This window comes from Aliidiomarina quisquiliarum (assembly GCF_023922585.1).
Lineage (GTDB): Bacteria > Pseudomonadota > Gammaproteobacteria > Enterobacterales > Alteromonadaceae > Aliidiomarina > Aliidiomarina quisquiliarum.
Genome location: NZ_JAMFTN010000014.1, coordinates 156139 through 179178 on the forward strand (window position 1 = coordinate 156139; position 23040 = coordinate 179178).

Here is a 23040-nt window from a genome sequence, read left to right on the forward strand (position 1 = left end):
ACGTTGCAATATTAATTAGTACACCCAAGGTACGGTATTACTGTACCATTTAGTATACCAAATTAAGTGGGTAAAGGCCATTCCAAGCCTTTCCTTACAGAATGTTTGCAAGGGGCGAATTAAGTATGCCGTTGCAAGGTTTAGAGTGCTGTTGCACAATGGCTATATAAAATGGCTATATAAAAAATGGCTCAACAATTAATAACGTGATTAGGGGTTAAATATGAGTTTGACTGATAAATTATTAGCGGCAAAAAAAGCCAAAGGTTTAAGCTTTGCAGATTTAGGTAAATTAGTAGGTTACGACGAAGTATGGGTAGCCGCGTTATTCTACCATCAGGCCAGTGCCTCAGCTGAAGAAGTAGGCAAACTAGCAGCCGCACTTGACCTACCCGCTGCAGCCTTAGAAGAGCTGACCGAATCGTCATTAAAAGGCTTGGGGCCAGTGGTTCCTACCGATCCTCTGGTGTATCGTTTCTATGAAATAATGCAAGTATACGGCATGCCTTTAAAAGCAGTTATTCATGAAAAATTTGGCGACGGTATTATGAGCGCCATCGACTTTTCAATGCATGTTGAAAAAGTTGAAGATCCAAACGGTGATCGGGTGAAACTAACCATGTCAGGTAAGTTCCTTCCTTATAAAAAATGGTAGTAGTAAACCTTGCTAACCAATAACCATAAAAAGCTAGTGAAGGGCCTGCAGCAAATAAAACAGCGAGACAAACATGGCTGTTTTGTTGCTGAAGGCCCAAAAGTAATTGGTGAGTTTATTCAAGCAGGCTTTGAGCTGCGGCATTTGTTCGCTACCGACGCAGCTTTATTTTCAGACCAAAGGGTTATCGAAGTAAGCCCACAAGAATTGAAGACCATGAGCTATTTAACCACCGCCAATGCCTGCTTAGCGGTGTTTTCTATACCAACCGAAAAGCAGTTGCCAGATAGCGGGTTAAAAGTGGCGTTAGATGCGGTGCGCGATCCGGGCAACTTAGGCACTATTATTCGTTTATGCGACTGGTTTGGTATAACGCAACTGGTATGCGCTGCCGACACGGTTGATTGCTATAACCCCAAGGTAGTGCAGGCCACTATGGGCTCGTTAGCACGGGTAAACGTAGTGTATTTAAACTTGCAGGAATATTTAGCCGACACTCAGTTGCCTATTTATGGTGCCTTTATGGATGGTGGGTCGGTGTACCAACAAACACTGCCAGAAAACGCTATATTGGTTATGGGTAATGAAGCCAATGGTATTCGTTCACCTATTGAAGCCTTAGTTACCGAGCGTATTAGTATTCCACGTTTCGGCGCACTGCAAGAAACCGAAAGTTTAAACGTTGCAACTGCCACGGCCATTATTTTAAGTGAATTTAAGCGCGGCACAGCATAATTTAAATACAGCAAAATTTAGCGGTAATAAAACCGTTTGGTATTCATGGGTGAGTTTTAATGCGAGAACTAAATGTCTGAACTAACAGTTGTTATTGTTCTTTCACTGTGTGCTGGTGCGGCAATGCCCATAGGTGCCGTGTTGGCTAAGTACGATCGGCTAAAACCCAGTTGGCTAGGAACCGAATGGCGGCATTTTATTATAGCCTTTGGTGGCGGCGCGCTGCTTTCTGCTATTGCTTTAGTGCTGGTGCCTGAAGGTTCAAAAGAACTGCATGTGGCCCCTGCGGCCATTTATTTTGGCTTAGGTGGGCTGTTTTTTTGTTGGCTTGATATTTATTTAGCGAAGAAAAAAAGCTCGGCTGGGCAAATGGTGGCAATGCTTTCAGACTTTATTCCCGAGGCGATTGCTTTAGGTGCGGCCTTTGCCACCGGCCAAAGTGCGGGCGTGCTATTAGCGGTGCTTATTGCGTTACAGAATGCACCCGAAGGGTTTAATTCCTTTGAGGAGTTAGCAAGCTCGTCGAAACTGTCACCGAATAAAATAATATCGGCTTTTGCAGCTATGGCCTTGTTAGGGCCTGTTGCAGGAGTTATCGGCTATTTTTGGCTGGCGGCCAGCCCCCATGCGTTAGCAGCGCTCATGCTGTTTGCTAGTGGTGGCATATTATATTTAGTGTTTGATGATATTGCCCCACAAGCCAAGCTGAATAACAAATGGATGCCTGCTTTAGGTGCGGTAGCAGGCTTTTTGCTTGGCTTAATGGGAAATATGTTGGTGGGCGCTTAATTAGTACCGGGGTTTAATTAACTAAGAGGAGCGACCATAATCAGTGGGTTTTTCTTGTTCTTGCACTAAGTAACCAAATTCATCTACGCGCTCGAGTAATATTTTATGGGCGTCGTTTAAGCCTTTGTTGTATATAGCTGGCCCTATTTGCTCGATAAAGAAGTCGATAAGAAACTCCGCCTCAAAATTACCAATGTTTTGACCAAGCTCGTCATTAAAATACTTGGTTACTTTGTACACCAGCATTTCTTTATCAGCCGCAGAAAACTTCATTTCAATCATTGGTAGCACTCCTTATGAATTCCAAATACTATACTTTAAGATTAGTACTTAACTAGCTAATGGCTTGAGTTTATTGTTGAATTTGTGGGTTCAGTGTAGCCTGTTGAATGATTTAATTGTAGCGGTAATCAAAGTAGGCCATGCTAAGCTAAAGCAATTAATGAACGTTACATAATAAATAAAGGTGGGCTAAATAATGGATAGTGGAACTTTACAACTGGCGTATGTGCTGTCGCGTACGTGGTGGGTGTTATTACTTCGTGGGCTATTTGCTATTGCCTTTGGTGTGGCTGCTTGGGGTATGCCTGAAGCGTCGGTGGCAGTGCTACTTATATTGTTCGGTGCTTATGTGTTGGTCGATGGTGTGTTAGGAGTGTGGACTGCTGTATCGGAGCGTAACCAACGGGATCATTGGTGGGCGTTGTTGGTGTGGGGCTTGCTTGGTGTTGCGGTGGGGGTATTAACGTTAATGAACCCAGCGTTAACCGCCATAGCACTAATGTTTTATATTGCTATTTGGGCCATTGCCACAGGTGTTTTACAAATAGTGTTAGCAGTTCGGTTGCGGAAAGAAATTAAAGGCGAATGGCTGCTGGTGTTAGGCGGTTTACTGTCGGTAATTTTAGGTGGGTTTTTAATGGCCCAGCCAATGATGGGCGCCATTGCTTTGCTGTGGGTTATTGCTACATACGCACTTATTTTTGGCGTTGTACTTGTGGTTTTAGCATTGAAAGCGCGTTCGTTTGGTAAGCGTTTAGCTCACTAAGAAAAATAGCTATATTTTGTTGGTGACTAGGTGTAAATATCTGCTATGTTTATGAACATACATTTTAAAAGCGTGTTTTGAAAGCTGGTTTTAAAACTCATATAAGGAAGAATTTATTATGACAGACACATGGTTACCATCATTAATTACTGCCACGCCACAAGAAGGCTTTGAATTGGCTATCACGCTAAGCCGCAGGGGCGTAAAGTACACGCAGCCTGACATGGACGTATTAAAAAGGTTACGACCAGACTATGCTCATTCAGCGGACTCGTTAACGGCGGCTTCCCACGTTATAGCGACAAACTTTCAAACTGTGGCGGCGGCTAATAACTACTGGCGCCCATAATTAATACGAGCTACAACCTTTAAACGGCATTATGCTGGCCCTGCTTTGTTCTTACTGAGAGCAGCGGGGCTGGTATTTATTTGTCTTTATAAGGCCGCCAGTCGCCACGGTTTATTTGTAGGTAGAACTCGCCATTTACTTCCATCATTACTACCCGCTCATTTTCAGCAACGGGCCGCGACATAGGCAAGCTGTCGGCAACTTCCTCGGGCTCGTATTTGCCTGTAGAGAAAGGCTGTTGGGCGATTATTTTATAAATAGCGTCGGTTATTGCCAGCGCGCTAGTGTTGTGCGACACCTTAACAGGTTTTTGCTCGGTATTTGTTCTGGTTAGGCCTGGCCCAAATAGCTTGAGCATAACGGGCACATGGGTAAGGGCAGGGGTTGGTATTTCACGCATACCCGGTAACTGGAAGCGGTCGCCGTCTAGCCCGGCGCCATGTTCGGGCACCATAACCACAAGCACGGCACTGTCGGAATAAATAGGCGATTGGTCGAACCCTTCCATGGCCACTGGAAATTGACTGGGCTGAATAAAAGGTGCATTTTGCAAGCCACCTAATTGCTGTAGCTCTTGCAGAAAGTTATCGAATGCACCCGTATGATTCATGCGAATTTCACTACTAAAACCTTGCTCAGCCAGCTGGGCGCCTAAGGTACAGCTTTGTATGGGGGTAAATATTTCCGCATGGGGGCGCTGGCCGCAGCTAGCTTGTAATAAATGCAAGGCAGCAGGGCCAGAGTACGAGCTAGCAGAGTAAAAATTGGTGAGTAATATGTCGGCCCGCGACATAAAAGGGTGCTCAAGTAAATCAAAGGCTTTTAAGTCGCTCCATGAAAGAGAGCATATATTAAGCACTAGTATATCGAATTCAGGTTTAATATTTAGGTTTGGGGTTAGCTTAATTTCACGCTGCTGCCGATAAAAGCGCTCTAATACCTGGCTTGGTTCTAGTGGTGTTAGCCCCTGGGCCGGTGTTGCTGCTGTTTGCTGTCCTGTGGCCGGTGTGGTGGCGGTAGCGGGCGTGTTGCTAACACTCACGCCTGACCAAAAAGGTACGCTAATTAAAACCGCTAGCGTAACCGTTGTCATTCACAAGAATTTAGCCAGGTACATATATAAAATGCAGCTTATAAGAAAGGCGGCAATCCATTCAACCGGTACTATGCGTACTACTAATTCGAATAAATACCGAGTGCTAAACGAACTTACTAAATGCCATTGATCAATTAAACGTTCAAAAGGTGGTAAGTTACTTTCTGAGTAAATTAATACTACAGCCGCACTTATAGCAACCACTTGCCGACTAATGCGCAACCAACGAGGGCCAACAGGTATAACTAGAAATGCAAATAAAGCCAGGTTCCAAAGTACATTAAGTGTAAGGGTACCTTGAGTAACTAAGGCCACCTTAAGCAAAAAGTAAAAGCTCCAAATACCTAGGCCTGGCCAGGAAAAAATGGGGTGTAAAGTACTTGCTGGCGCTGTAATCGATACAAATCATCAGGCATGTTATTTAGCTATCGAGGAGTTATGTGGCGAACTAATAATACGCAAATATCGACCACGAGAGGAAAATAAAGTCGACTTTTGTAGTGTTAGTTGAATCTAGACTCACTTAACAACACTAAAGCGCTTTGGTTAAACTAGCAAGGACTCTTTATTGTTTCATTTGTTACTTAAAACAGCTAGATTCAGCAGAGTGATATATTTATTAATCAGGGAGTGTTCGACTATGGCTGCAATGTCATCTACGGTGCGCGCTATTGAAATACTGTTGTTTCTTTTTGGTCGACAGGCCACAACAGACGAAATATATAACCACCTGAGCAGTAACCCAGACTATAAAATGGATAATAGAGATAATGCTCTGCGTGCTATTCAGAGAACATTAGAGCTAATTGAAAATCAATATGGTTTATATTGTGTTGAGAAAAAAAGTGGCAAACCTTCCATTTGGTCGGTAGATACAACAGAATTTGAAAAACTGTTAAGCTTAGATGAAAGCCTTGCCTTGGCGATGGTTATTGCCGAGCAACAGGTAAAGCTAGTGGCTGAGCCACTTATTTCAGCCGCGGTAAGTGACTTGTTTGAACGGGCTAAAGGTCAATTAGCCAGCACCAAACGCGCTAGTGCTAAATGGCGCGAGCGGGTAAAGGTAATGCCAGCCTCGCATCGGCTGGAACGACCTAATATACCTGAAGACTTATTCAAGGACGTTCTTTATGCAGCCTTAGAGCAAGACGGCCTGTGTTTTCAGTATCGCCGAGCACACGACCAACCCAGTTCAGAAGTGAAGTGCTTAGCCTTAGCCTTCTATTACCGTGGTCCACAAGCTTATTTAATTGCCCGTACGAGTGAAGGTTCTATTCGGCGTTTTCCTTTAACGCGTATGTCGGAAGTAAAGCGCAGCCTAGCGTTGGGCATTGAAGTGGGCGACTTTGATCTTGAAGAATACGCCCGCCGCGGAGAATTAGGGTTTTTAAATACACAACGTATTCCAGAGCTAGGCGAAGCGTTTCGTTTAACCGCCGATATTTTTATTTCCGTGGTGCGTGAAATTGAATATGCGCCTTTAGGTGAAAACCAAGTGATTACAGCAATTCCAAGCCGCCCTGGCTACTACACTCTTGAAGTTGATGTACCCAACACCTTGCACTTTGCCCAGTGGATTATTGCCCGCGCACCTTATTTACGGGTGATAGAGCCAGCCCCCTTTCAAGTTTATATTGAAAACGAATTACGCCAAGCAATAAGCCATATAGACACAGGTAAACTTAATGTGCCTAAACTGAGCTAAAATTAGTAAAATAATTTGAGGTAAGTATGTACGATATTATTGGCGATGTGCATGGTTATGCGCATCGACTGGAAGCATTATTAAAAAAACTTGGCTATTACAAACAACAAGGCGTATGGCGCCATTCAGAACGTATTCTAATTTCCGTAGGCGATTTAATTGACCGCGGGCCAGAGCAGCGTGAAACCGTGAATATTATTCGTAATATGCAAGAAGCGGGGCATGCTTTAGCGATTATGGGTAATCATGAATACAATGCGGTTGGCTGGGTTATGCAAGACCAGCAGGGAAATTATTTACGCCCACATACAGACAGAAATCGAAGTCAGCACGAAGCGTTTTTACAAGCTTGTGAAGGCCATAAAGGTTGGTATGAAAGTACCATTGCGTGGTTTAAGTCGTTACCTGTTTATTTAGACTTACCCGAATTGCGCGTGGTACACGCCTGCTGGCATACACCGTCGAAACACATACTTGATCAACATACGGACCCTTCGGGAGCTTTATTAGAAAACGCCTGGTCCTTGTCGGGTAACAAGCAACATCCTTTGTTTGGAGCCTTAGAAGTATTAAGTAAAGGCTGGGAAGTTGACTTACCAGCCGGCTATTCCTTCGTTGATCAAGACGGCCATGAGCGATTTAAAATACGCACCAAATGGTGGCGTGAAGACGCCCGCAGCTACCGGGCATTGGCTATTGGGGTGGACAATATAAAGGACTTACCAAACACCGATATGGATGTAAGTAAGTTGCCCGGTTATGACAATAAAAAGCCGCTGTTTTTAGGTCATTATTGGATGCGTGGCACGCCCCATTTACAGTCACGTCATATAGCCTGTGTCGACTGGACCGTAGTAGAGCCTAATGGGTTAATGGCTGCTTACCGGTTTGACGGTGAGCAGCAGTTATGTGATAGCAAGTTTGTAGCGGTTTAACGCCGCCGAGACGGGCGCGCAGACGACGCCATAGTGCGGGTTCGGGTACGGCGCTGTACAGCCTTTTTTTGTTTTGTTTTAGGTTGGCGGCGGCGGTGCCCTGGCGGGGCTTCCGAGGAAGAATGTTCAATAGCCTTTAGCAAGGTGTCGAGCTCGTCTTTGCTGAGATCGCGCCATTTACCTACCGGTAAGTCGCCTAAACTTACGTGCATTATACGAATACGCTCTAATTTCTTAACGGTAAAGCCGAAGTGTTCAGTCATACGTCGAATTTGTCGGTTTAAACCTTGCACCAGAATAATACGAAACACAAAGCGAGATAATTGCGTTACTTCACACTTATTGGTGACCAGGCCTAAAATAGGTACGCCATTGCCCATGCCGTGAATAAACTCGTCGGTAATTGGCTTGTCGACGGTAACAATGTATTCTTTTTCATGGTTGTTACCAGCCCGCAAAATACGATTCACTAAGTCGCCGTTACTGGTCATAAATAGCAGGCCTTGCGAGTCTTTATCGAGCCGACCCACAGGAAAAATTCGTTCTTTATGCTTAACGAAGTCAACTAGGTTGGCTTTTTCAGCACTGTCGGTGGTGCTAACAATACCCACCGGTTTATTTAGTGCAATAAACACAAAGTTGTCTTTGGCAGTAGGTTTAATTAACTTGCCATTTACTTTAACCACATCGCCAGGGCCAACCTTTTCGCCCACCACTGCCCGCTTGCCGTTGAGTTCAACTTGGCCGGTTTCAATATAGCCGTCGGCTTCGCGACGCGAGCAAAAACCACTTTCACTAATAAACTTGTTTAAACGCGTTAAAGGAACGTCAGACATAAAATTCCGTTGCAATTTCGAGTGCGAGCATTAACTGCGAGCATGGAAGGGAGAGCTATAGGGTAGGGCGAGCGAAGAAATATTTCAAGTAAATGACAAGCCCCGTGTTGGAAAGCCCAAGCACGGGGCGAGCATAAGCGGCTTAGAACTTCAACCGCACACCAACTTCAAAAGCACGTTCTGGGCCTGCATAAATGCCTTGGCGCAAGCCTGCAATATACTGCTTGTCGGCTAGGTTTTTAACTGAGCCAAGCACCGTTATGCTGGGCGACAGCTGGTACTGGGCAAACAAGTCGAGTACCGTATAGGCGGGTAACAAACCACCCCAAATACCGCCGGCGGCGCCAGTAGGTATGGCAGTAGTATTGTCTGGGCTGCCAAATTGTTCGCCCCGATGATGGGCGGTTAAAGCAGCACTGAAGCCATTCTGAGTATAATTCAAACCTAAATTAGCCAACACTTTTGGCGCATAAGGTAAACGGTTGCCTTTGTTGTCGCCGCTTTTGAACTCGGAAGTGGGCACCCAGGTGGCATTGGTGTCGATACTGAAACCATAACCTAATTCGTACGCAAGCATAAACTCCATACCCACGTGCTCGGTTTTACCAGCGTTCGACTGAGATAAATTCGGATCACTGTTACCAGTAACCACTTGGTTGCTAAAGTCCATAAAGAACGCAGCGACTTCATAGTTAAGGTTAGTGGTGCTGCCACGTAGGCCTAGCTCGTAGTTGGTGGTGGTTTCGCCGTCAAGGTTTTGGTCTTGTAAACCGTCGAGGGCAACGCCATTCGAAGCAGGTGAGAAGGCACGGTACACCCCACCATATAACTGTGCGGTGTTGGTTAATTCATAGGTTGCCCCAATACCTGGTAGTACTTCGGTATTGCTGGTTTTAACCTTGGCGTTGTTATTGGTTAATTCAGTGCGTTTTTGCTCGTAGGATTCAACCCGTACTCCTGGGGTAATAGACAAGTGCTCAATAGGCGAAAAGCGCGTTTGCACATAAACGGCGTAACTGGTGGCTTCATCAAAGCGGTGGCGATCGTTTATGCCGGTGCGATCTTGTTCGCGGGTTGCACGTATACGAGTGTCGTTGGCGGTTTCGCGCATAAGGCGTAAGCCAATTTCGCTGTAAGCTGTGCTACCAAACATGCTGTGGTCGAAAGCCAAGCGGCTTTCTATGCCGGTGCGCTCGAAAGAGCGGTTATTACCATTTAACTTGTCTGTGAATACCCAGCGGCCTGCGGCATTAGAAGCGGCAGTGTCGACATTGTAGCGCCAGTAGTCGCGGCTCATATCGCTCCAGTAGGCTACAGTGTTTAAAGTCATGCCATTATTTAAAGCCCACTCATGGTTTATATCGAAAGCAACTCGTTCTGTTAGGTACCAGTCGTCGGGTGCTGGGTTATAACGTTTGCCGGCTAAATAGTCGTCTAAAAACAAACCTCGATAAGAAATGTTGGCGTCGTTTTCATGCCATGAAAACTTTAAACCTACCCGTTGGTTGGCGGCTAAGTCGACACCGGCTTTAAACATGATGTCGTTCATTTCGTAACCTTTGTCCATAAAGCCGTCGCTTTTAGCCATGGTAGCTACTACGCCGGCAAAAGCGTCGCCAGAGGTGCTACGGTTGCCAGCTTCAAGATTAACTTCGCGTAAATTAAACGAGCCAACACGGCTTGAAAAGCTTATACCTTGGTCGGGGTTGCGGGTTTTGTAATTCACCACCCCACCTATGGTAGAAGGTCCATAACGTAGGGAAGCAGAGCCTTTTAGCACTTCAACGGAATCAACGCGCTGAATACGGGGATTAAAATAACGGTCGTTACCGATAAATAAACCAGGCGCAACGGGTACGCCGTCTTCTAACATTAGCGACTTAGACTCGCTAGCCGATAAGCCGCGAATGCCAAAATTAGCCACAATAGACGTTTCCTCTTCGCCCTTAATATTAATGCCAGGAATACGGCGCAGTACGTCTTCCGTTGACAACGGTTGAACACGTTCAATAGCTTCACGGTCAATTACAATCACTGAGCCCGTTTCGTCGTAGCGATGCGCACTTTGTGAGGCTGAAACACGAATAACTTCCATGGTTGGCATACTGGTTTTTTTCTCGGCTTGTGTTTCATTTCTTGTGGCAGAATTATTCTCATTGGCAAAACTAGCACAAGACAGCAGGGCGAGAGTAACGGCTGTAGCAACTTTGCTAGGGGTGCGAAATGGGCGAGCTAACATAGAAAAACTCCAAACATGATGGTAGGAAAAATAAGTTTGAATTCTAAATGCAAATGAGAATGATTGTCAATCAGCTTGTGTGGGTGTTCGTGATATTTTTTTAAATTTTAAATTGTAGCTATTTAAAGCAGCATGTTTATGCAGCTTTGGGTATTCTAGAACGAGTTGAAATTCTAAAATAAAGGTACGCATGGACGAAAAGAACCGCTTTAAACATATTAAAAAGCTACTAAGGCAGGGCGCTGACGACATCAGACTGCGAACGTGTTTGGTGGCAGAGGGGCTAACTTTAGCTGAAGCCGACCAATATATTTTGCGGGAAAAAACTAAAGCGTCATTTTTTAGTGTGCGCTGGCCGGCTATGTTGCTTGGTGGTTACTTGTGGGCCGCATTTTTATATGCGGGGCTGCAATTTGCGGGCCACTATACCGAACTTTCGATGCAAACACAGGCGGTTAACTTAGCTACTTTTGCCTTGGCGTTATTTGTTGTGGGCTTGTTGTTTCGGCCCAAACCGCAAGGGCGGGCTGCAAGAAATATATATACCAACTTTGAACTTGCCTTTGCAGGCTCTCTTATAGCGTTAACTTTTGTGCTGTTTCAGCATAAGGGCTGGGCGTCACCTCGGTTACCCGAGGGCGGTGCTTTTGCTTCAAGTATATGGCCCTTATTATGGCTAGGCGCCTGGGTAGGGCCTCAGGTATTAGCTATTGTTACGCTTTTTATTGGGCACTATGCGTTACTGAATATTCGCACTAGCTATTTTCTGCATCGGCAAGGCTTATTGTTAGAGCAGCGTCGCGAAGCGCTACGTGCACATTACCAAGTTAAGCTAGCGCAAGCTAAGTTTGTGCCAACGGAGCAGGTTGCTAACTTGGCGCAAAAGCTGGCTGTTCTGTTACTGTCGAATGCTGCCTGGCGACCAAAGCCAACCGTTGAAATTTATTCACTGGGTAAGCAAATTCATGTGCGCCCACTTGGGGGCGATGGTGCTGTTTTAACCGTAACTGAGCTTTCACCGCCGCCAGTTATATTAGCGAACGAACAGGCCAGAGCAATGACGCCGCCGCAAACTGAGTTAGAAGTTGCTCCGCTTGAATTTGCTCGCTATGTGCGCTAATTTTGATTGGTGTTATCGGAGCTTGCCTTTTTTCAACAAAGGGTTAATATCGAAGTTCGGACATAAAAAGGCCAACATGATTAAAACAATCAGCACAACACAGAGTATTGCACTAACCTTCCCTACGTAAGCCGGGCGCCTTCGTAGTGTCCGGCGGCTATTCTAAAGACTAAAAATAACCTATTAACTAAAAGTACTTCCTCCTTGCCTTAGCAAGGCAGGAATTTGCGCATGAAGAAGCTATAAGGAATAAAACTATGAGTAAGCAACCAGAACTTATTTTGTCTGCTCACGATTTAAATCAAATTGAAGCGTTGATTGAAAAGTCGAACCTAGCTGAAAAGTTAGTTGCAGAGCTAGAAACAGAACTAGCCCGTGCTACGGTGGTTAAACACCACGACGTACCAAAAGATCGCGTAGCTATGGGCAGCCAAGTAACCTTTCGCATTGACGATGCAGAAAAAGAATTTACTAAAACCCTATGTTTCCCAGATGAATTAAAAGAGCACGAAGACGGAATTTCTATTTTTGCACCTATTGGCAGTGCATTAATAGGCTTAGCAGTGGGACAAGTTATTACTTGGCCAGGTACTCGTGGTGAACAGCGGGTGAAAATTATTGGTGTGAAGCCAAAGGTAACGGAAAATGGGGTCGGTTAAAGACCCCATTAGGTATTTAGAGGTTGGTTAAATCAAAGTACGACGCGTCAGCCCAAACGTCGGTGGCGTTAAGCATCATTAACTTAATCACAACAGGTACAATTGAGCCAAGAATGCCACAGGCATTGTTAAGTTGCTCTCTATTTAAACTGCCAGCGTAGGTAGCACCACCATGTATAAGTTGATTGCGCAAAGTATACATGCGCTCAAGCAATATACTTAAGCTTACGGCTGTTTCTTGATTGGCTAACGCCTTGTGCGCGCGGCGTTTGGCGGCACTGAAAGGCTCCTCCCAGCTGTCAGCTGCAGTTCGCCCGTTAATGGCGTCCCAAAACGGCTGAAACACATAGCGATTATCCATAAAGCTACGAATTGCAGCAGGGTAGTGTTGCCAAATAATATTATACAACTCCTTTTCAGTGTCATAATTTACCAACCGTTCAATAAACTGCTGAAAAGTTTGGCGTTCATTTGCTCTTATTTCGTCGGCATAGTTATTTGCATAGGCGGCGTTAAACGCAATCCAAAGGGCAATAAATTCGCCGTCTAGGTCGTTTCTATTTCGTTCTTGCTCGGCTTTGTTTAACCAACTAAGCGCGCGATGAATTCGTAAACTAATACTTTTGTTCCATTGTAAGCGTTGAGAACGTTGGTACTCTTTAAGTTCATCAAAACTATTCATGCCTTGTTCCTTAATGGCAAATTCCATACCCACTACTAAACCTGAGTTCAGGTTTTATTACAAGCTTCACTAACACGACACATATTGTCGAGGCTGTTTGTTAATATTATTTACGTTGATAGAGGTGGCATAAAAGGTACGACCGAAAACAAACATATACATGCTTTTGGAACGTGCTTGCTCGTTGAGCTAATTGGTATTAATGGAGTAATAGCTATGTCGTCAGATTCATTTTTGTTTGTTTATGGCAGTTTAAAGCGGGGTTTGCATAATCATGGCTATTTAGCCGACTCGCAACGAATAGGCAATTATCACACCGACAATGCCTATGTGCTACTTGCAGGGCCTGGTTACCCCTATTTGTTAAAACCAGAACAAATTAACACTGTGTCTGCATTGCAAGTGAAAGGAGAGTGCTATTTAGTTAATAGTTCGGTACTAACAGCAACAGATAACTTAGAAGCCAATGGTGTATTTTACCAACGGGAGGAAGTTGTTATACGCTCTCAGGCAACGGGTGAAAAACTGCAGGCTTGGGCATATTTTCTACTCGATACGCGGTATGTGCACGAGCAATGCCCGCAAACCCTTACTAAGGGCCGAGTTGATATAGCCAGGAACATGTATGTTTGGCGCCCAGGTTAATTATTTAAAAGTTTGTTTTTATTAGGCTTTCTAATATTTGTCTTGTAGAGATGTTCTTGTAGTATAGGTAAATAGCTATTTATCTTTACATAGACATAACAATAATGAGCCAATATAAAAACGACTATAAACAAACGCACTCTTTGTTTGATATTGTTAAGGCGGTGGTGAAGTTCACGCCGCGACTACCTCAATTTGTTGCTTCAAATATTCAACTGGCGCGAGCAACCCCCAATACGCTTGCTTCGCCTGGAGCAATTTTTCAACAGCAAGCCACAAAGCAACCCAGCGCACACTTTCTTAGCTTTGAAAATGAACGCTATAGCTATGGCGAATTTAACCTTTTGGTAAACCGTTTAGCCCACACCTTAAAAGCTCAAGGCATTGGTAAAGGCGACTGCGTTGGGGTTATGTTAGAAAATCGGCCCGCGCTGATTGCGTTAGTGTTGGCGGTTAATAAAATTGGTGCCATTGCTGGTATGCTCAACCATAAGCAACAAGAAAATGTATTGGCCCATAGTTTAAAATTAATTCAACCTAAGCTGCTTGTGGTGGGCGAAGAATGTTTAGCGGCAATGGCGTCGGCACAACCTTACCTTAACGACTGGGATAACGCCGATGCTGCTCATTTTTACATTCCCGACCAGCCAGCGGGCAAACTAACCCGACCGCCAAATTATACCAACTTGCTTAGCTTAAGTGCTGCAGCCTCAAACCAAAACCCAGTAGAAACCGGCACCATGACTTTGGCCGACGAATGTTATTACGTGTTTACTTCAGGTACCACGGGTTTACCAAAAGCGGCACCCATGACCAACTTGCGTTGGTATAAAGCAGGGATTGGGTTTGGCAAAATGTCGATGGGGCTTAAGTCTAGCGATACCCTGTATTGTTGCTTACCGCTTTACCACAATACGGCCCTAGCCATAGGGTTAAGTTGTGTACTTACTACTGGGGCTTCAATGGCGCTGGCGCGTAGGTTTAGCGTGCATAACTTTTGGCAAGACATACGCCAATATAATGCAACTAGTTTTGTGTATATTGGTGAGGTGTGCCGCTATTTATTAAATATGCCAGAGCAGCAAAATGATCGCGACCACCCCATTCGCGTAATGGTGGGTAATGGTTTGCGGGCAGAAATATGGGATGAATTTCAACAGCGCTTTGGTATTCGGCGAATTTGTGAGTTGTATGGCGCCAGTGAAGGTAACATAGGTTTTGTGAACGCCTTTAATTTAAAGCGCACGGTTGGTTTTTCGCCCATGAATTTTCGTGTGGTTAGCTTCGATGTAGACAACGAAACACCTATTGTTGGCGACAACGGCTACATGCAACAAGTACAGAAGGGCGAGGTTGGGCTGCTATTAAGTGAAGTTTCTAAAAAAGCCCCTTTCGACGGTTACACCAAAAAGGAAGCAAACGAAGAAAAATTGTTGCGCAATGTATTTAAACCTGGCGACTGCTGGTTTAACACCGGTGATTTAGTACGTTTGCAGGGCTTTCGCCATGTTGCCTTCGTTGATCGAGTAGGCGACACCTTTCGTTGGAAGGCAGAAAACGTTGCTACTACGGAAGTGGAAGCGGAAATACATTCTTTCCAAAACATTGTAGAAGCTGTTGTTTATGGGGTAAAAGTGCCGAACACCGACGGCCGAGCAGGCATGGCGTCGCTAATTATTGAGCAAGGCCGCCGTTTCGACCCAAGCGAATTCTATCAGCATATAAAACGTAAACTGCCTGATTATGCAGTACCGCTTTTTGTGCGCTTAAGTCAGTACCACGAAACCACCACCACATTCAAAGTTAAAAAAACCGAACTGAAAAAAGAAAGCTTTAGGCCCGTACAACCAGAAGATGCCATTTACGTTTTAATTGACCGAGCATTAGGTTACGTGCCGTTAAATGCCGAAATACTGGCCGATATAGAGTCAGGCAACATCCGTTTTTAAAGGTTGTTGCCTAACTTTATAGTTACTGCGATGGCTTTTCTGCAATGCTGAACACGCCAGGAATACGCTTATTACCGTTATAAGAGCCTATCCAAATACTGTAAATGCCAGTAGGGGCATTTTTAAACGCCATTGCGGGGTTAACGGAGTTCATATCAGCGTCGTCGTTACAATATAATTGGCCGTTTGGTGCAGCAATAATAAGCGAAGGGTCGTCGCCTTCGCGGGTCGCCTGAAAGTGCATAAACAGAGGGCTGTTACTTCCGGCCCAATGTAATTTCAAATCGGGGGCGGAAGCAGTAAAACCGACACATGGAAACAAGTTAAAAGAAAATAAGTTAACCAGCCCGCCGCCACTGATTTCTACTTTGCCTTGTTCAACTGCAAACCCTGAGGCCAGTTTTAGTACGCCATATTGTGGCTCGGCTTGTTGGTTTAAACCGCCACGAGCGTTTAGCACACTGGCTATTTCTAAGGTGCCGTCATGAATGGTACCTTCGCTATAGTTGCCAACCCAAACATCGTATTGGCCGGCGGGTGCTTGGTTAAAGTTAACTCGTGGGTTCATGCCGTCGGCGTCGTCGTTACAATGCCAACGCGAGTCGGGAGTGCTAATTACCAGCGTAGCGTCAGAACCTTGTAGCTGAGCTTTAAAAGCAACCGACAACTGGCTTAAGGGCTCGGCCAAATGAAAACGGAAGTTGGGTGCTTGCTGGGTGTAACCAACACATTCACCGCCTAAATAACTAGCGTCAATTGCGCCACCAGAGGAAGTGACATGGCGAATGTCGGCGCTAAGCGAGTTAGAATTCAAGTGAATTTCACTTTGAGATGGTGGCTGAGTAAAGTCGAGTATTTGTTGGCGCATATTACGGAATAGTTCCCAGTCGGTTACCAGCAAGCTGGGATTGTTTAACATGGCCAATACAACAGGTGCCGCGAGTATATTGCTTAGCCGCCCGCCGGTGTCGTAGTCATAATTCACGCTAGTAGGAATACCAACGAACTGGCCTTGACTATTAACCGCTAAACCACCGCTGTTACCCTGCGATATGGTGGCGTCGGTACGGTACCATAAGGGTACCCGAGTGTTATTTAAAGACTCATACCTTACCGATGCGATATTGCCGACACTATAAATTAGTTCGTTTTGGGCAAGTGCAGGGTAGCCAAAAATGGCGATTGAATCGCCTCGGTTTAAGTGAGTGCCTTGGCTTATATTTAAAGTGGGTAACTGAAAACCGTACTCGCCATTGCGTAGTTTATCGAGGCTAAACGCAGGTAACTCACTACTGGATAGGGGCAGTTGGTCGGTTTTGTGCGCTAATTCGTGCGTAAGCTCAAGGTAAGCGAAATCGTACTCCATTGAAAAGCCACGCACTTCAGCCCGGAAAAGTGCTTGTGCTGGCTTGGTAGTGTCGACTAACACCGCAACATGAACATCGGTTAAGTTTTCTACCACATGGCGGTTGGTTAACACCAAAGCTCGATTGTTACGCACAATAAGGGTGCCAGACGCCAAACCGTCGGCAACTAGCAGTTGTACTGCCGCGTGCGACAATTGGTCAACGCTATAGTCGCTAGCGTAGGCTTTCGGTGCTATAAAAACGGCAGTGATAAATGTAGCAAGCAAAAAATATAGCGTGTGTGAGTTCACGTTAGCTCCTATAGCTACCATAAGTAGGTAGCCGGATTGGTTAGTGCGATCTTTCGTCACTAAGAGTAAACTACCTTTTGTTGACTATCTACTATCAAAGGAGTGTGTAATGACGCATGTTGAACAGCATCGCTCTCATCGAGCGGGTTGGTTAAGGGCTTCGGTACTTGGCGCCAATGACGGCATTGTTTCCACCGCCAGTTTAGTAATTGGGGTTGCATCGGCGGGGGCAAGCCAAGAAAGTATACTTTTAGCGGGAGTCGCAGGTGTTGCCGCAGGGGCATTGTCGATGGCCGCGGGAGAATATGTGTCGGTAAGTTCGCAAGCTGACACGGAGCAAGCCGACTTGGCCATGGAGGCTCAGTCTTTAATTGATCACCCAGAAAGTGAACTAAAAGAATTAAAAAACATTTATATTGATCGCGGCTTACAACCAGCATTGGCTAAGCAGGTAGCGGTTGAACTAACCGAGCACGACGCTTTAGGTGCCCATGCGCGCGACGATATAGGTATTGGTGAAATAACCACAGCTAAGCCATTGCAGGCGGCTATTTACTCAGCCATTTCTTTTGTACTAGGGGCATTTGCACCATTGCTTCTGGTATGGTTCTTTAATGCCGATTATCAAGTTACAGCCATTGCCGTAGGGTCGTTGGTGTATCTTGCGGCTTTAGGTGCGCTGGCCGCGCGGCTTGGGGGTGCATCAATAATACGGGGCGCAGTGCGGGTAATGTTCTGGGGCGCGCTGGCGATGTTTTTAACAGCACTGGTTGGATATGCGTTCGATATGCTTGTTTAGCTAGGCTACTAAAATAGGTTGATATGGATATTAAAAATAACCCTTGGCACCGTATCATAGGCCCGTTAATGGTTGCCTTGGCTGCGTTGCTTATGTTTAGCACTGCAGCTTTAGCTTGGGACGACTTGAGCGTTGACGAAATTAAACAGCTAGCTAGCGAGGGCAATGTTAGTGCGCAATATCAAATGGCTGTTATGTTTCAAAACGGCACTAGGGTACCTCAGTCTTATGCAGACGCAGCAATTTATTATCGGCTGGCGGCAGAGCAGGGCAACGAATTTGCTGCCACAAACTTAGGGGTGCTTTATGAACAGGGTTTGGGGGTACCCCAGTCGGCAACCGAAGCCGCCTATTTTTATGCTATAGGAGCTGAAAAAGGGGTTGCTACTGCCCAAGCGGTCTTGGGCTTTATGTACCAAAATGGCCAAGGGGTAGAGCAAAGCGACACCCAAGCAGCACATTGGTATCAAGCTGCGGCAGAACAAGGTGACGCGGGGGCCCAAGCCAGCTTAGGTTACTTGTATCGCAGTGGCCGTGGGGTGACTCAGTCAAACCAACAAGCGGCTTACTGGTATTTACAAGCGGCTGAACAAGGGAATGCTTGGGCGCAACATAACCTTGCTTTAATGTATGACTATGGCCGTGGTGTTGAGCCTTCAGACAGCGAGGCAGTGCGTTGGTATCAAGCGGCCGCTGAGCAGGGCTATGCGCCGGCACAAAGTAATTTAGCCTATATGATTGAACATAGTCGTGGTATTGACCATGTTGCTAGCAATGCTGCCCACTGGTATTTATTAGCGGCTGAACAAGGCCATGTAGAAGCGCAAAGTAATATCGCTTTAATGTATCAGGCTGGCCGCGGTGTAACTGCTTCGAAAACAGAAGCAGCACGCTGGTTCCAGGCCGCAGCAGCAGGAGGTAGCCTGGTGGCTCAGGCCCACTTAGGAGAAGCGTACTTAATTGGTGCGGGCCTTGAGCAGTCCGACAGTTTAGCTTTTAAGTGGTTAAAGCTGGCTGCTGAGCAAGCCGATGTTAATGCGCAAGTATTGATTGCTACCATGTACGAGCAAGGCCGTGGTACAGCCGTTGATATAGCAGCCGCTGCCCACTACTACCAGCTGGCGGCAGAGCAAAACAATATAAGCGCCCAGCATAAAATAGGCACTATGTATGAACTTGGAGAGGGAGTGCCACAATCTTACAGCTTGGCTGTGCAGTGGTATAAACAAGCAGCGGAAGCAGGCTTGGTTGCGGCGCAGAATAATTTAGCGCTGTTATATGAACATGGCCATGGTGTAGAGCACTCGTTCCCTTTGGCGGCGCATTGGTATACGGCCGCAGCCGAGCAAGGCCATGTGAATGCTCAAGTAAGTTTGGCGGCAATGTTAGCAAAGGGCCAGGGCGTTGAACAAAACATGAGCGCAGCCTTAGGCTGGTACCAAGCTGCGGCAGAACAAGGGCATGTAGCTGCGCAAGCACGTTTAGGCGACTTATATAGCCAGGAAGAAGGTGTAGCAGGCAATAATACGGAAGCAGCGCGCTGGTATGCAATGGCCGCAGCACAGGGCCATATGTGGGCGCAAGCAAGGTTAGCCCTGTTCTATGAAGAAGGCCGGGGAGTTCAGTCTTCTGCCCAGGAAGCGGCCAAGTGGTATACCAAGGCAGCCGAGCAAGGCCATGTAGGCGCGCAAAATAATTTAGCCTTGTTGTATCGCTCTGGCTCAGGGGTGCAACAGTCAGACCAAGAAGCGGTTCGTTGGTATCGGGCAGCTGCAGAACAAGGCCATGTAAATGCCCAAATGAGCTTGGCCTTTATGCTTGAAAGTGGCTTAGGCGTTGCTGTATCTGAAGCCAATGCAGCAATTTGGTATGAAAAAGCTGCGGTGCAAAACCACCATGGTGCACAATACAATTTAGCTATTTTATACGAGCAAGGCCGTGGTGTGGCGCAAAACCATGAGGAAGCATTGCGTTTATATCACTTAGCTGCAGAGGCAGGCCATGCAGAGGCGCAAAATAATTTGGGCCTAATGTATTACCATGGGTTAGGTACTCCGGTGTCTGATCGCGACGCCAAACATTGGTTTTCTGCTGCTTCAGCGCAAGGCCATGAAGGCGCTTTAAATAACTTAGCTGTAATGAACAAAGCAGGTCGCTAAGCATAAGCAACATCTTATTTTAGTTTAATCGGTTATAGGTGTTGCTATTCGAAAATATAGCTGTAGAATACGTCTCGTGCTTGAAAAAGAATATCGATTTAAATCTCCATCACGTTGCAAGATGTCTACGTTCTGAAGTTCCTTAAGTTTGAATTTGTTTTTCCTGCATAACTCGGCCAAGAGTAATGTTGCTTGCGGCTTTTCAAATTAAGAAATTTCAGGATTAAAAAAATATGTCAGATACAATTACTGGTACAGTGAAGTGGTTCAACGAGTCTAAAGGTTTTGGTTTCATCGAGCGTGAAGGTGGCCCAGACGTTTTCGCACACTTCAGTGCAATTACCGGTAACGGTTTCAAAACCTTAGCTGAAGGCCAAAAGGTTTCTTTCACCGTAACTCAGGGCCAAAAAGGTCCACAAGCTGAAAACATCGTTGCTCTATAAGCAATAGTTTAAGCTAAAAGATTCTTAAGGCAGCCCAAGGGCTGCCTTTTTCTTTGCTTGTTTTTCAGTAGCCTGTCATAGTTTACCTGCCCTTTTCAATAATAAAACTCGAACCTAATTATTAACGATGGACTTGCTATGTTTCGTTTGCGCTTAATAGATCGTCTCAAATATATGATGGAACGCATGCTCGACGGCGGGCCTTTTGGGCAGTTGTTGTTAGTAGGCGCGGTGGTGGCTTTTGTTGCCCTAGGGGGTGGTGTGCTGGCATTTTGGTTTGCTCCCGCAGGCGTGCTAGCTGAAGAAGTATGGTGGTCGTTCTTAAGGCTAACCGACCCAGGTTACTTAGGCGACGATGAAGGGCTATGGCGCAGGGGTATTTCTACCTTGTTAACCGTATTAGGTTATGTGCTTTTTATGGGTACTTTAGTGGCTATCATGACCCAATGGTTATTTCGCCAAATGCGCCACTTAGAACAAGGGCACACACCAATAACATTTAAGTCGCATCGGGTTATTTTGGGCTGGACTTCGCGTACGTTACCGGTTTTACGTGAGCTGCTTGAACATGGTAAAAGCCGCGGGCCAGAAAGTCGTATTGCAGTGTTAGCCGACGATATTACCGAAGGGCCGGTGAGCGAAGTATTAAACGAGCGCTGGAGCCACTCCGAGCGGCGTCGAGTGGTGTTGCGGTCTGGCTCAACGCTTAACCCTGAACACTTGCATCGCGTTGCTATTGAACAAGCCAATTGCATATTAATACCGCGGCGAAGTAATACCAGTGAATCGGTGCTAAATGCCGACGCCGACATTATTAAAATGCTGTTGTCGCTTGATACCCAAACCGCCTATTTAAAACAGCGTCCATTTGTAGTGGCAGAGCTGCTCGACGCTAATAAAATACCAGTGGCGCTACACACCTATAAGGGCCCGCTGCAAATTATTCCAAGCGACACAGTTATTGCGCGCATTATTGCCCGTAGTGTTATTTATAGCGGTTTGCTAAGGGCGTTAAACGCGTTACTTATTGATGTAGAGCAGCCATTGCTTATTCCGCACCATTACCCCGGTTTAACTGGCAAAAGCTGGCGTGAGGTATTTAACTATTTTGACCAAGCCACTCCATGTGGGGTTATACAGGTGCAGGGCGGGCAACGCAAAACTATGCTGGCACCACCTTTAGACTATGTGTTAACCGAGCATGATCTTGTGGTCATTCTTGCTCACCGAAACGATAAACAGCAGCCATTAAACCAGCCCCAAAAAATGCTTTCGTTACAAGAGCCGGCCAAACTAATACAAAAAGCTCATGCGAGCCGTCATCGCTTACTTGTTTTAGGCTGGAATAGCCGCGTTCCTAAAGTGTTAGACGAACTAGCGCGGGAAAAAAATGTTTATTTTGACGTAACATTAGTGTCTACCGCGCCGGTAGCCGATCGTGAACAGGCTTTAACGGAGCAACTAGGCGAGAATTGGCCAGGAGTAACAAAGTGTTTGCAAGCGGATTATACCAATGAAACTGTGCAGCAAGGGTTACACCCAGAAATGTTCCATACGGTATTGTTATTTAGTAGCGACCGAGTAGGTACCGGAGAAGAAGCCGACGCGCGAAGCATTGTGGCCTTTATGGTGCTGGACTATTTATTGAGTAAGTTAGCAAAAGGGCGTGTTCGGCCTCACGTTCTGTTAGAATTACACGATCAAAGTAATGAAGTGTATGTGAGTCATTCGAATAACGATGTAATGGTAAGTTCGGTTATTATATCTCACATTTTAGCGCAAGTTGCGCTGCATCCGTACTTACGTTCCGTGTACGACGACTTGTTGTCTAGCCATGGCGCGCACCTAAGTATTCGTTTTTTACCCGAAGGTTTACACCGGGAGCTGGCAATAGCCGAAGTGCAACAATACGTTTTGGCGGAAGGAGGGGTATTGCTCGGGGTAAACCCCACGGGCAAACACGTTGAACTAAATGTACGGGCGAATAAGCGTTTTACCTTTGGGCCGCAAAGCCAGTTAATAGTTATTCGTTAATAATCAGTCTAACAGTTTATAGGAGTGGGTTATGCGTGTGTGTGCCGTTGAAATTAAAAGTAATGAAATGATTTTTTGTTTATTAGAAAAAAAAGACGGTTTGTTTCAAATTCCCGACTGTCGCCAACACCGTTTACAGCTGAGCAAAGATCAAGATGCAGAAAACTTACACAAGCTGCAATTTACCCTGAAGAAATTAGTTGAAGACTATAAAATAGACGCCTTTGTGATTAAAGAGCGCATGCAGCGAGGAAAATTCGCAGGAAGTGCAGTTGGCTTTAAAATTGAAGCGCTTATTCAACTCATAGACACCGCCGACACCTTTATTTTATCGAGCAGTGAGCAAAAAGAAATACTGAAGCGCAATCCTATTCCTGTCGACTTTGTCGACACGGGCCTAAAAAAATATCAAGAACCTGCTTTTGTCACCGGGTTTTCGTTTTTGTCTAAGCGCTAAACTAGCTATAAGGCAAGCCTATAAAGGCCAGCCCAAGGGGCTTAATTGA

22 protein-coding genes and 1 pseudogene are annotated in these 23040 nt (G+C 45.7%); 16 read left to right on the forward strand and 7 right to left on the reverse strand.

Going from position 1 to position 23040, the window contains the following annotated elements; genetic code table 11:
- Positions 1-223 precede the first annotated feature (223 nt).
- The 3 genes from cynS to M1L23_RS03450 all read left to right on the forward strand — a co-directional run bounded on the left by cynS (position 224) and on the right by M1L23_RS03450 (position 2179).
- A complete protein-coding gene (cynS, locus tag M1L23_RS03440; protein ID WP_252625691.1) occupies positions 224-655 on the forward strand; it encodes a cyanase in 432 nt (143 codons plus the stop codon).
- A 9-nt stretch (positions 656-664) separates the two neighbouring features.
- On the forward strand, positions 665-1390 hold the full coding sequence (locus tag M1L23_RS03445) for a TrmH family RNA methyltransferase (RefSeq protein WP_252625692.1): 726 nt from the start codon (positions 665-667) through the stop codon (positions 1388-1390).
- A 72-nt stretch (positions 1391-1462) separates the two neighbouring features.
- Positions 1463-2179 carry a ZIP family metal transporter gene (locus M1L23_RS03450; protein ID WP_252625693.1) on the forward strand — a complete coding sequence of 239 codons (717 nt, stop codon included), beginning with the start codon at positions 1463-1465 and terminating at the stop codon, positions 2177-2179.
- Positions 2180-2200: 21 nt separating this feature from the next.
- On the opposite strand, the gene M1L23_RS03455 is transcribed toward M1L23_RS03450, so the two are convergent.
- Positions 2201-2461, reverse strand: a complete 261-nt coding sequence (locus tag M1L23_RS03455; protein WP_252625695.1) for a DUF2164 domain-containing protein — start codon at positions 2459-2461, stop codon at positions 2201-2203.
- Between the two features lie 196 nt (positions 2462-2657).
- Between M1L23_RS03455 and M1L23_RS03460 the strand changes: the two genes are divergently transcribed.
- Together M1L23_RS03460 and M1L23_RS03465 are read left to right on the forward strand one after the other, a co-directional pair.
- Complete coding sequence (locus tag M1L23_RS03460) at positions 2658-3227, forward strand: HdeD family acid-resistance protein (RefSeq protein ID WP_252625696.1); 570 nt, start codon at positions 2658-2660, stop codon at positions 3225-3227.
- A gap of 118 nt (positions 3228-3345) precedes the next feature.
- Positions 3346-3576 (forward strand): hexameric tyrosine-coordinated heme protein, encoded by a 231-nt coding sequence (locus M1L23_RS03465; protein ID WP_252625698.1) that lies wholly within the window; start codon positions 3346-3348, stop codon positions 3574-3576.
- A 76-nt stretch (positions 3577-3652) separates the two neighbouring features.
- Here the strand turns inward: M1L23_RS03465 and bcsG (M1L23_RS03470) are convergent, their stop codons facing one another.
- Together bcsG (M1L23_RS03470) and bcsG (M1L23_RS03475) are read right to left on the reverse strand one after the other, a co-directional pair.
- Positions 3653-4030, reverse strand: coding sequence for a cellulose biosynthesis protein BcsG (bcsG, locus tag M1L23_RS03470; RefSeq protein ID WP_256473601.1), 378 nt, complete (start codon positions 4028-4030; stop codon positions 3653-3655).
- Positions 4031-4048: 18 nt separating this feature from the next.
- Positions 4049-5068: pseudogene (gene bcsG / locus M1L23_RS03475) on the reverse strand (cellulose biosynthesis protein BcsG); the annotation flags it as partial.
- A 244-nt stretch (positions 5069-5312) separates the two neighbouring features.
- Here bcsG (M1L23_RS03475) and M1L23_RS03480 point away from each other — a divergent pair.
- Positions 5313-6377: a helix-turn-helix transcriptional regulator gene (locus tag M1L23_RS03480; protein WP_252625700.1), complete on the forward strand. Its 1065-nt coding sequence runs from the start codon at positions 5313-5315 to the stop codon at positions 6375-6377.
- A 26-nt stretch (positions 6378-6403) separates the two neighbouring features.
- Entirely contained in the window at positions 6404-7312 is a 909-nt protein-coding gene (locus M1L23_RS03485) for a metallophosphoesterase (protein WP_252625701.1), read from the forward strand.
- Here M1L23_RS03485 and rluF read toward each other — a convergent pair.
- Positions 7309-8148, reverse strand: coding sequence for a 23S rRNA pseudouridine(2604) synthase RluF (rluF, locus tag M1L23_RS03490; RefSeq protein ID WP_252625707.1), 840 nt, complete (start codon positions 8146-8148; stop codon positions 7309-7311). The genes M1L23_RS03485 and rluF overlap by 4 nt on opposite strands.
- A 142-nt stretch (positions 8149-8290) precedes the next feature.
- A complete protein-coding gene (locus M1L23_RS03495) occupies positions 8291-10387 on the reverse strand; it encodes a TonB-dependent receptor family protein (RefSeq protein WP_252625708.1) in 2097 nt (698 codons plus the stop codon).
- Positions 10388-10577: 190 nt separating this feature from the next.
- Here M1L23_RS03495 and M1L23_RS03500 point away from each other — a divergent pair, with 190 nt between their 5' ends.
- Positions 10578-11507, forward strand: coding sequence for a hypothetical protein (locus M1L23_RS03500; RefSeq protein WP_252625709.1), 930 nt, complete (start codon positions 10578-10580; stop codon positions 11505-11507).
- Positions 11508-11764: 257 nt separating this feature from the next.
- Complete coding sequence (rnk, locus tag M1L23_RS03505) at positions 11765-12166, forward strand: nucleoside diphosphate kinase regulator (RefSeq protein ID WP_252625710.1); 402 nt, start codon at positions 11765-11767, stop codon at positions 12164-12166.
- Between the two features lie 16 nt (positions 12167-12182).
- Here rnk and M1L23_RS03510 read toward each other — a convergent pair whose 3' ends face one another.
- Positions 12183-12848, reverse strand: a complete 666-nt coding sequence (locus M1L23_RS03510; protein WP_252625712.1) for a HEPN domain-containing protein — start codon at positions 12846-12848, stop codon at positions 12183-12185.
- A gap of 216 nt (positions 12849-13064) precedes the next feature.
- On the opposite strand from M1L23_RS03510, the gene M1L23_RS03515 reads away from it, so the two are divergent.
- Positions 13065-13493, forward strand: a complete 429-nt coding sequence (locus M1L23_RS03515; protein WP_252625713.1) for a gamma-glutamylcyclotransferase family protein — start codon at positions 13065-13067, stop codon at positions 13491-13493.
- Positions 13494-13597: 104 nt separating this feature from the next.
- The gene (locus M1L23_RS03520) at positions 13598-15442 is read left to right on the forward strand and encodes a long-chain-acyl-CoA synthetase (protein WP_252625714.1); all 1845 of its coding nucleotides are present in this window, start codon (positions 13598-13600) and stop codon (positions 15440-15442) included.
- Between the two features lie 22 nt (positions 15443-15464).
- Here the strand turns inward: M1L23_RS03520 and M1L23_RS03525 are convergent, their stop codons facing one another.
- Positions 15465-17099, reverse strand: coding sequence for a S1 family peptidase (locus tag M1L23_RS03525; protein ID WP_252625715.1), 1635 nt, complete (start codon positions 17097-17099; stop codon positions 15465-15467).
- A 109-nt stretch (positions 17100-17208) separates the two neighbouring features.
- Here M1L23_RS03525 and M1L23_RS03530 point away from each other — a divergent pair, with 109 nt between their 5' ends.
- The 5 genes from M1L23_RS03530 (at position 17209) to M1L23_RS03550 (ending at position 22991) form a co-directional block, all read left to right on the forward strand.
- Positions 17209-17898 carry a VIT1/CCC1 transporter family protein gene (locus M1L23_RS03530; protein WP_252625716.1) on the forward strand — a complete coding sequence of 230 codons (690 nt, stop codon included), beginning with the start codon at positions 17209-17211 and terminating at the stop codon, positions 17896-17898.
- A gap of 23 nt (positions 17899-17921) precedes the next feature.
- Positions 17922-20057: a tetratricopeptide repeat protein gene (locus M1L23_RS03535; protein ID WP_252625717.1), complete on the forward strand. Its 2136-nt coding sequence runs from the start codon at positions 17922-17924 to the stop codon at positions 20055-20057.
- A gap of 233 nt (positions 20058-20290) precedes the next feature.
- Positions 20291-20500: a cold-shock protein gene (locus M1L23_RS03540; RefSeq protein ID WP_252625718.1), complete on the forward strand. Its 210-nt coding sequence runs from the start codon at positions 20291-20293 to the stop codon at positions 20498-20500.
- Positions 20501-20638: 138 nt separating this feature from the next.
- Entirely contained in the window at positions 20639-22534 is a 1896-nt protein-coding gene (locus M1L23_RS03545; RefSeq protein ID WP_252625719.1) for a CASTOR/POLLUX-related putative ion channel, read from the forward strand.
- 31 nt (positions 22535-22565) lie between these two features.
- On the forward strand, positions 22566-22991 hold the full coding sequence (locus tag M1L23_RS03550) for a DUF3010 family protein (protein WP_252625720.1): 426 nt from the start codon (positions 22566-22568) through the stop codon (positions 22989-22991).
- Positions 22992-23040: the final 49 nt, after the last annotated feature.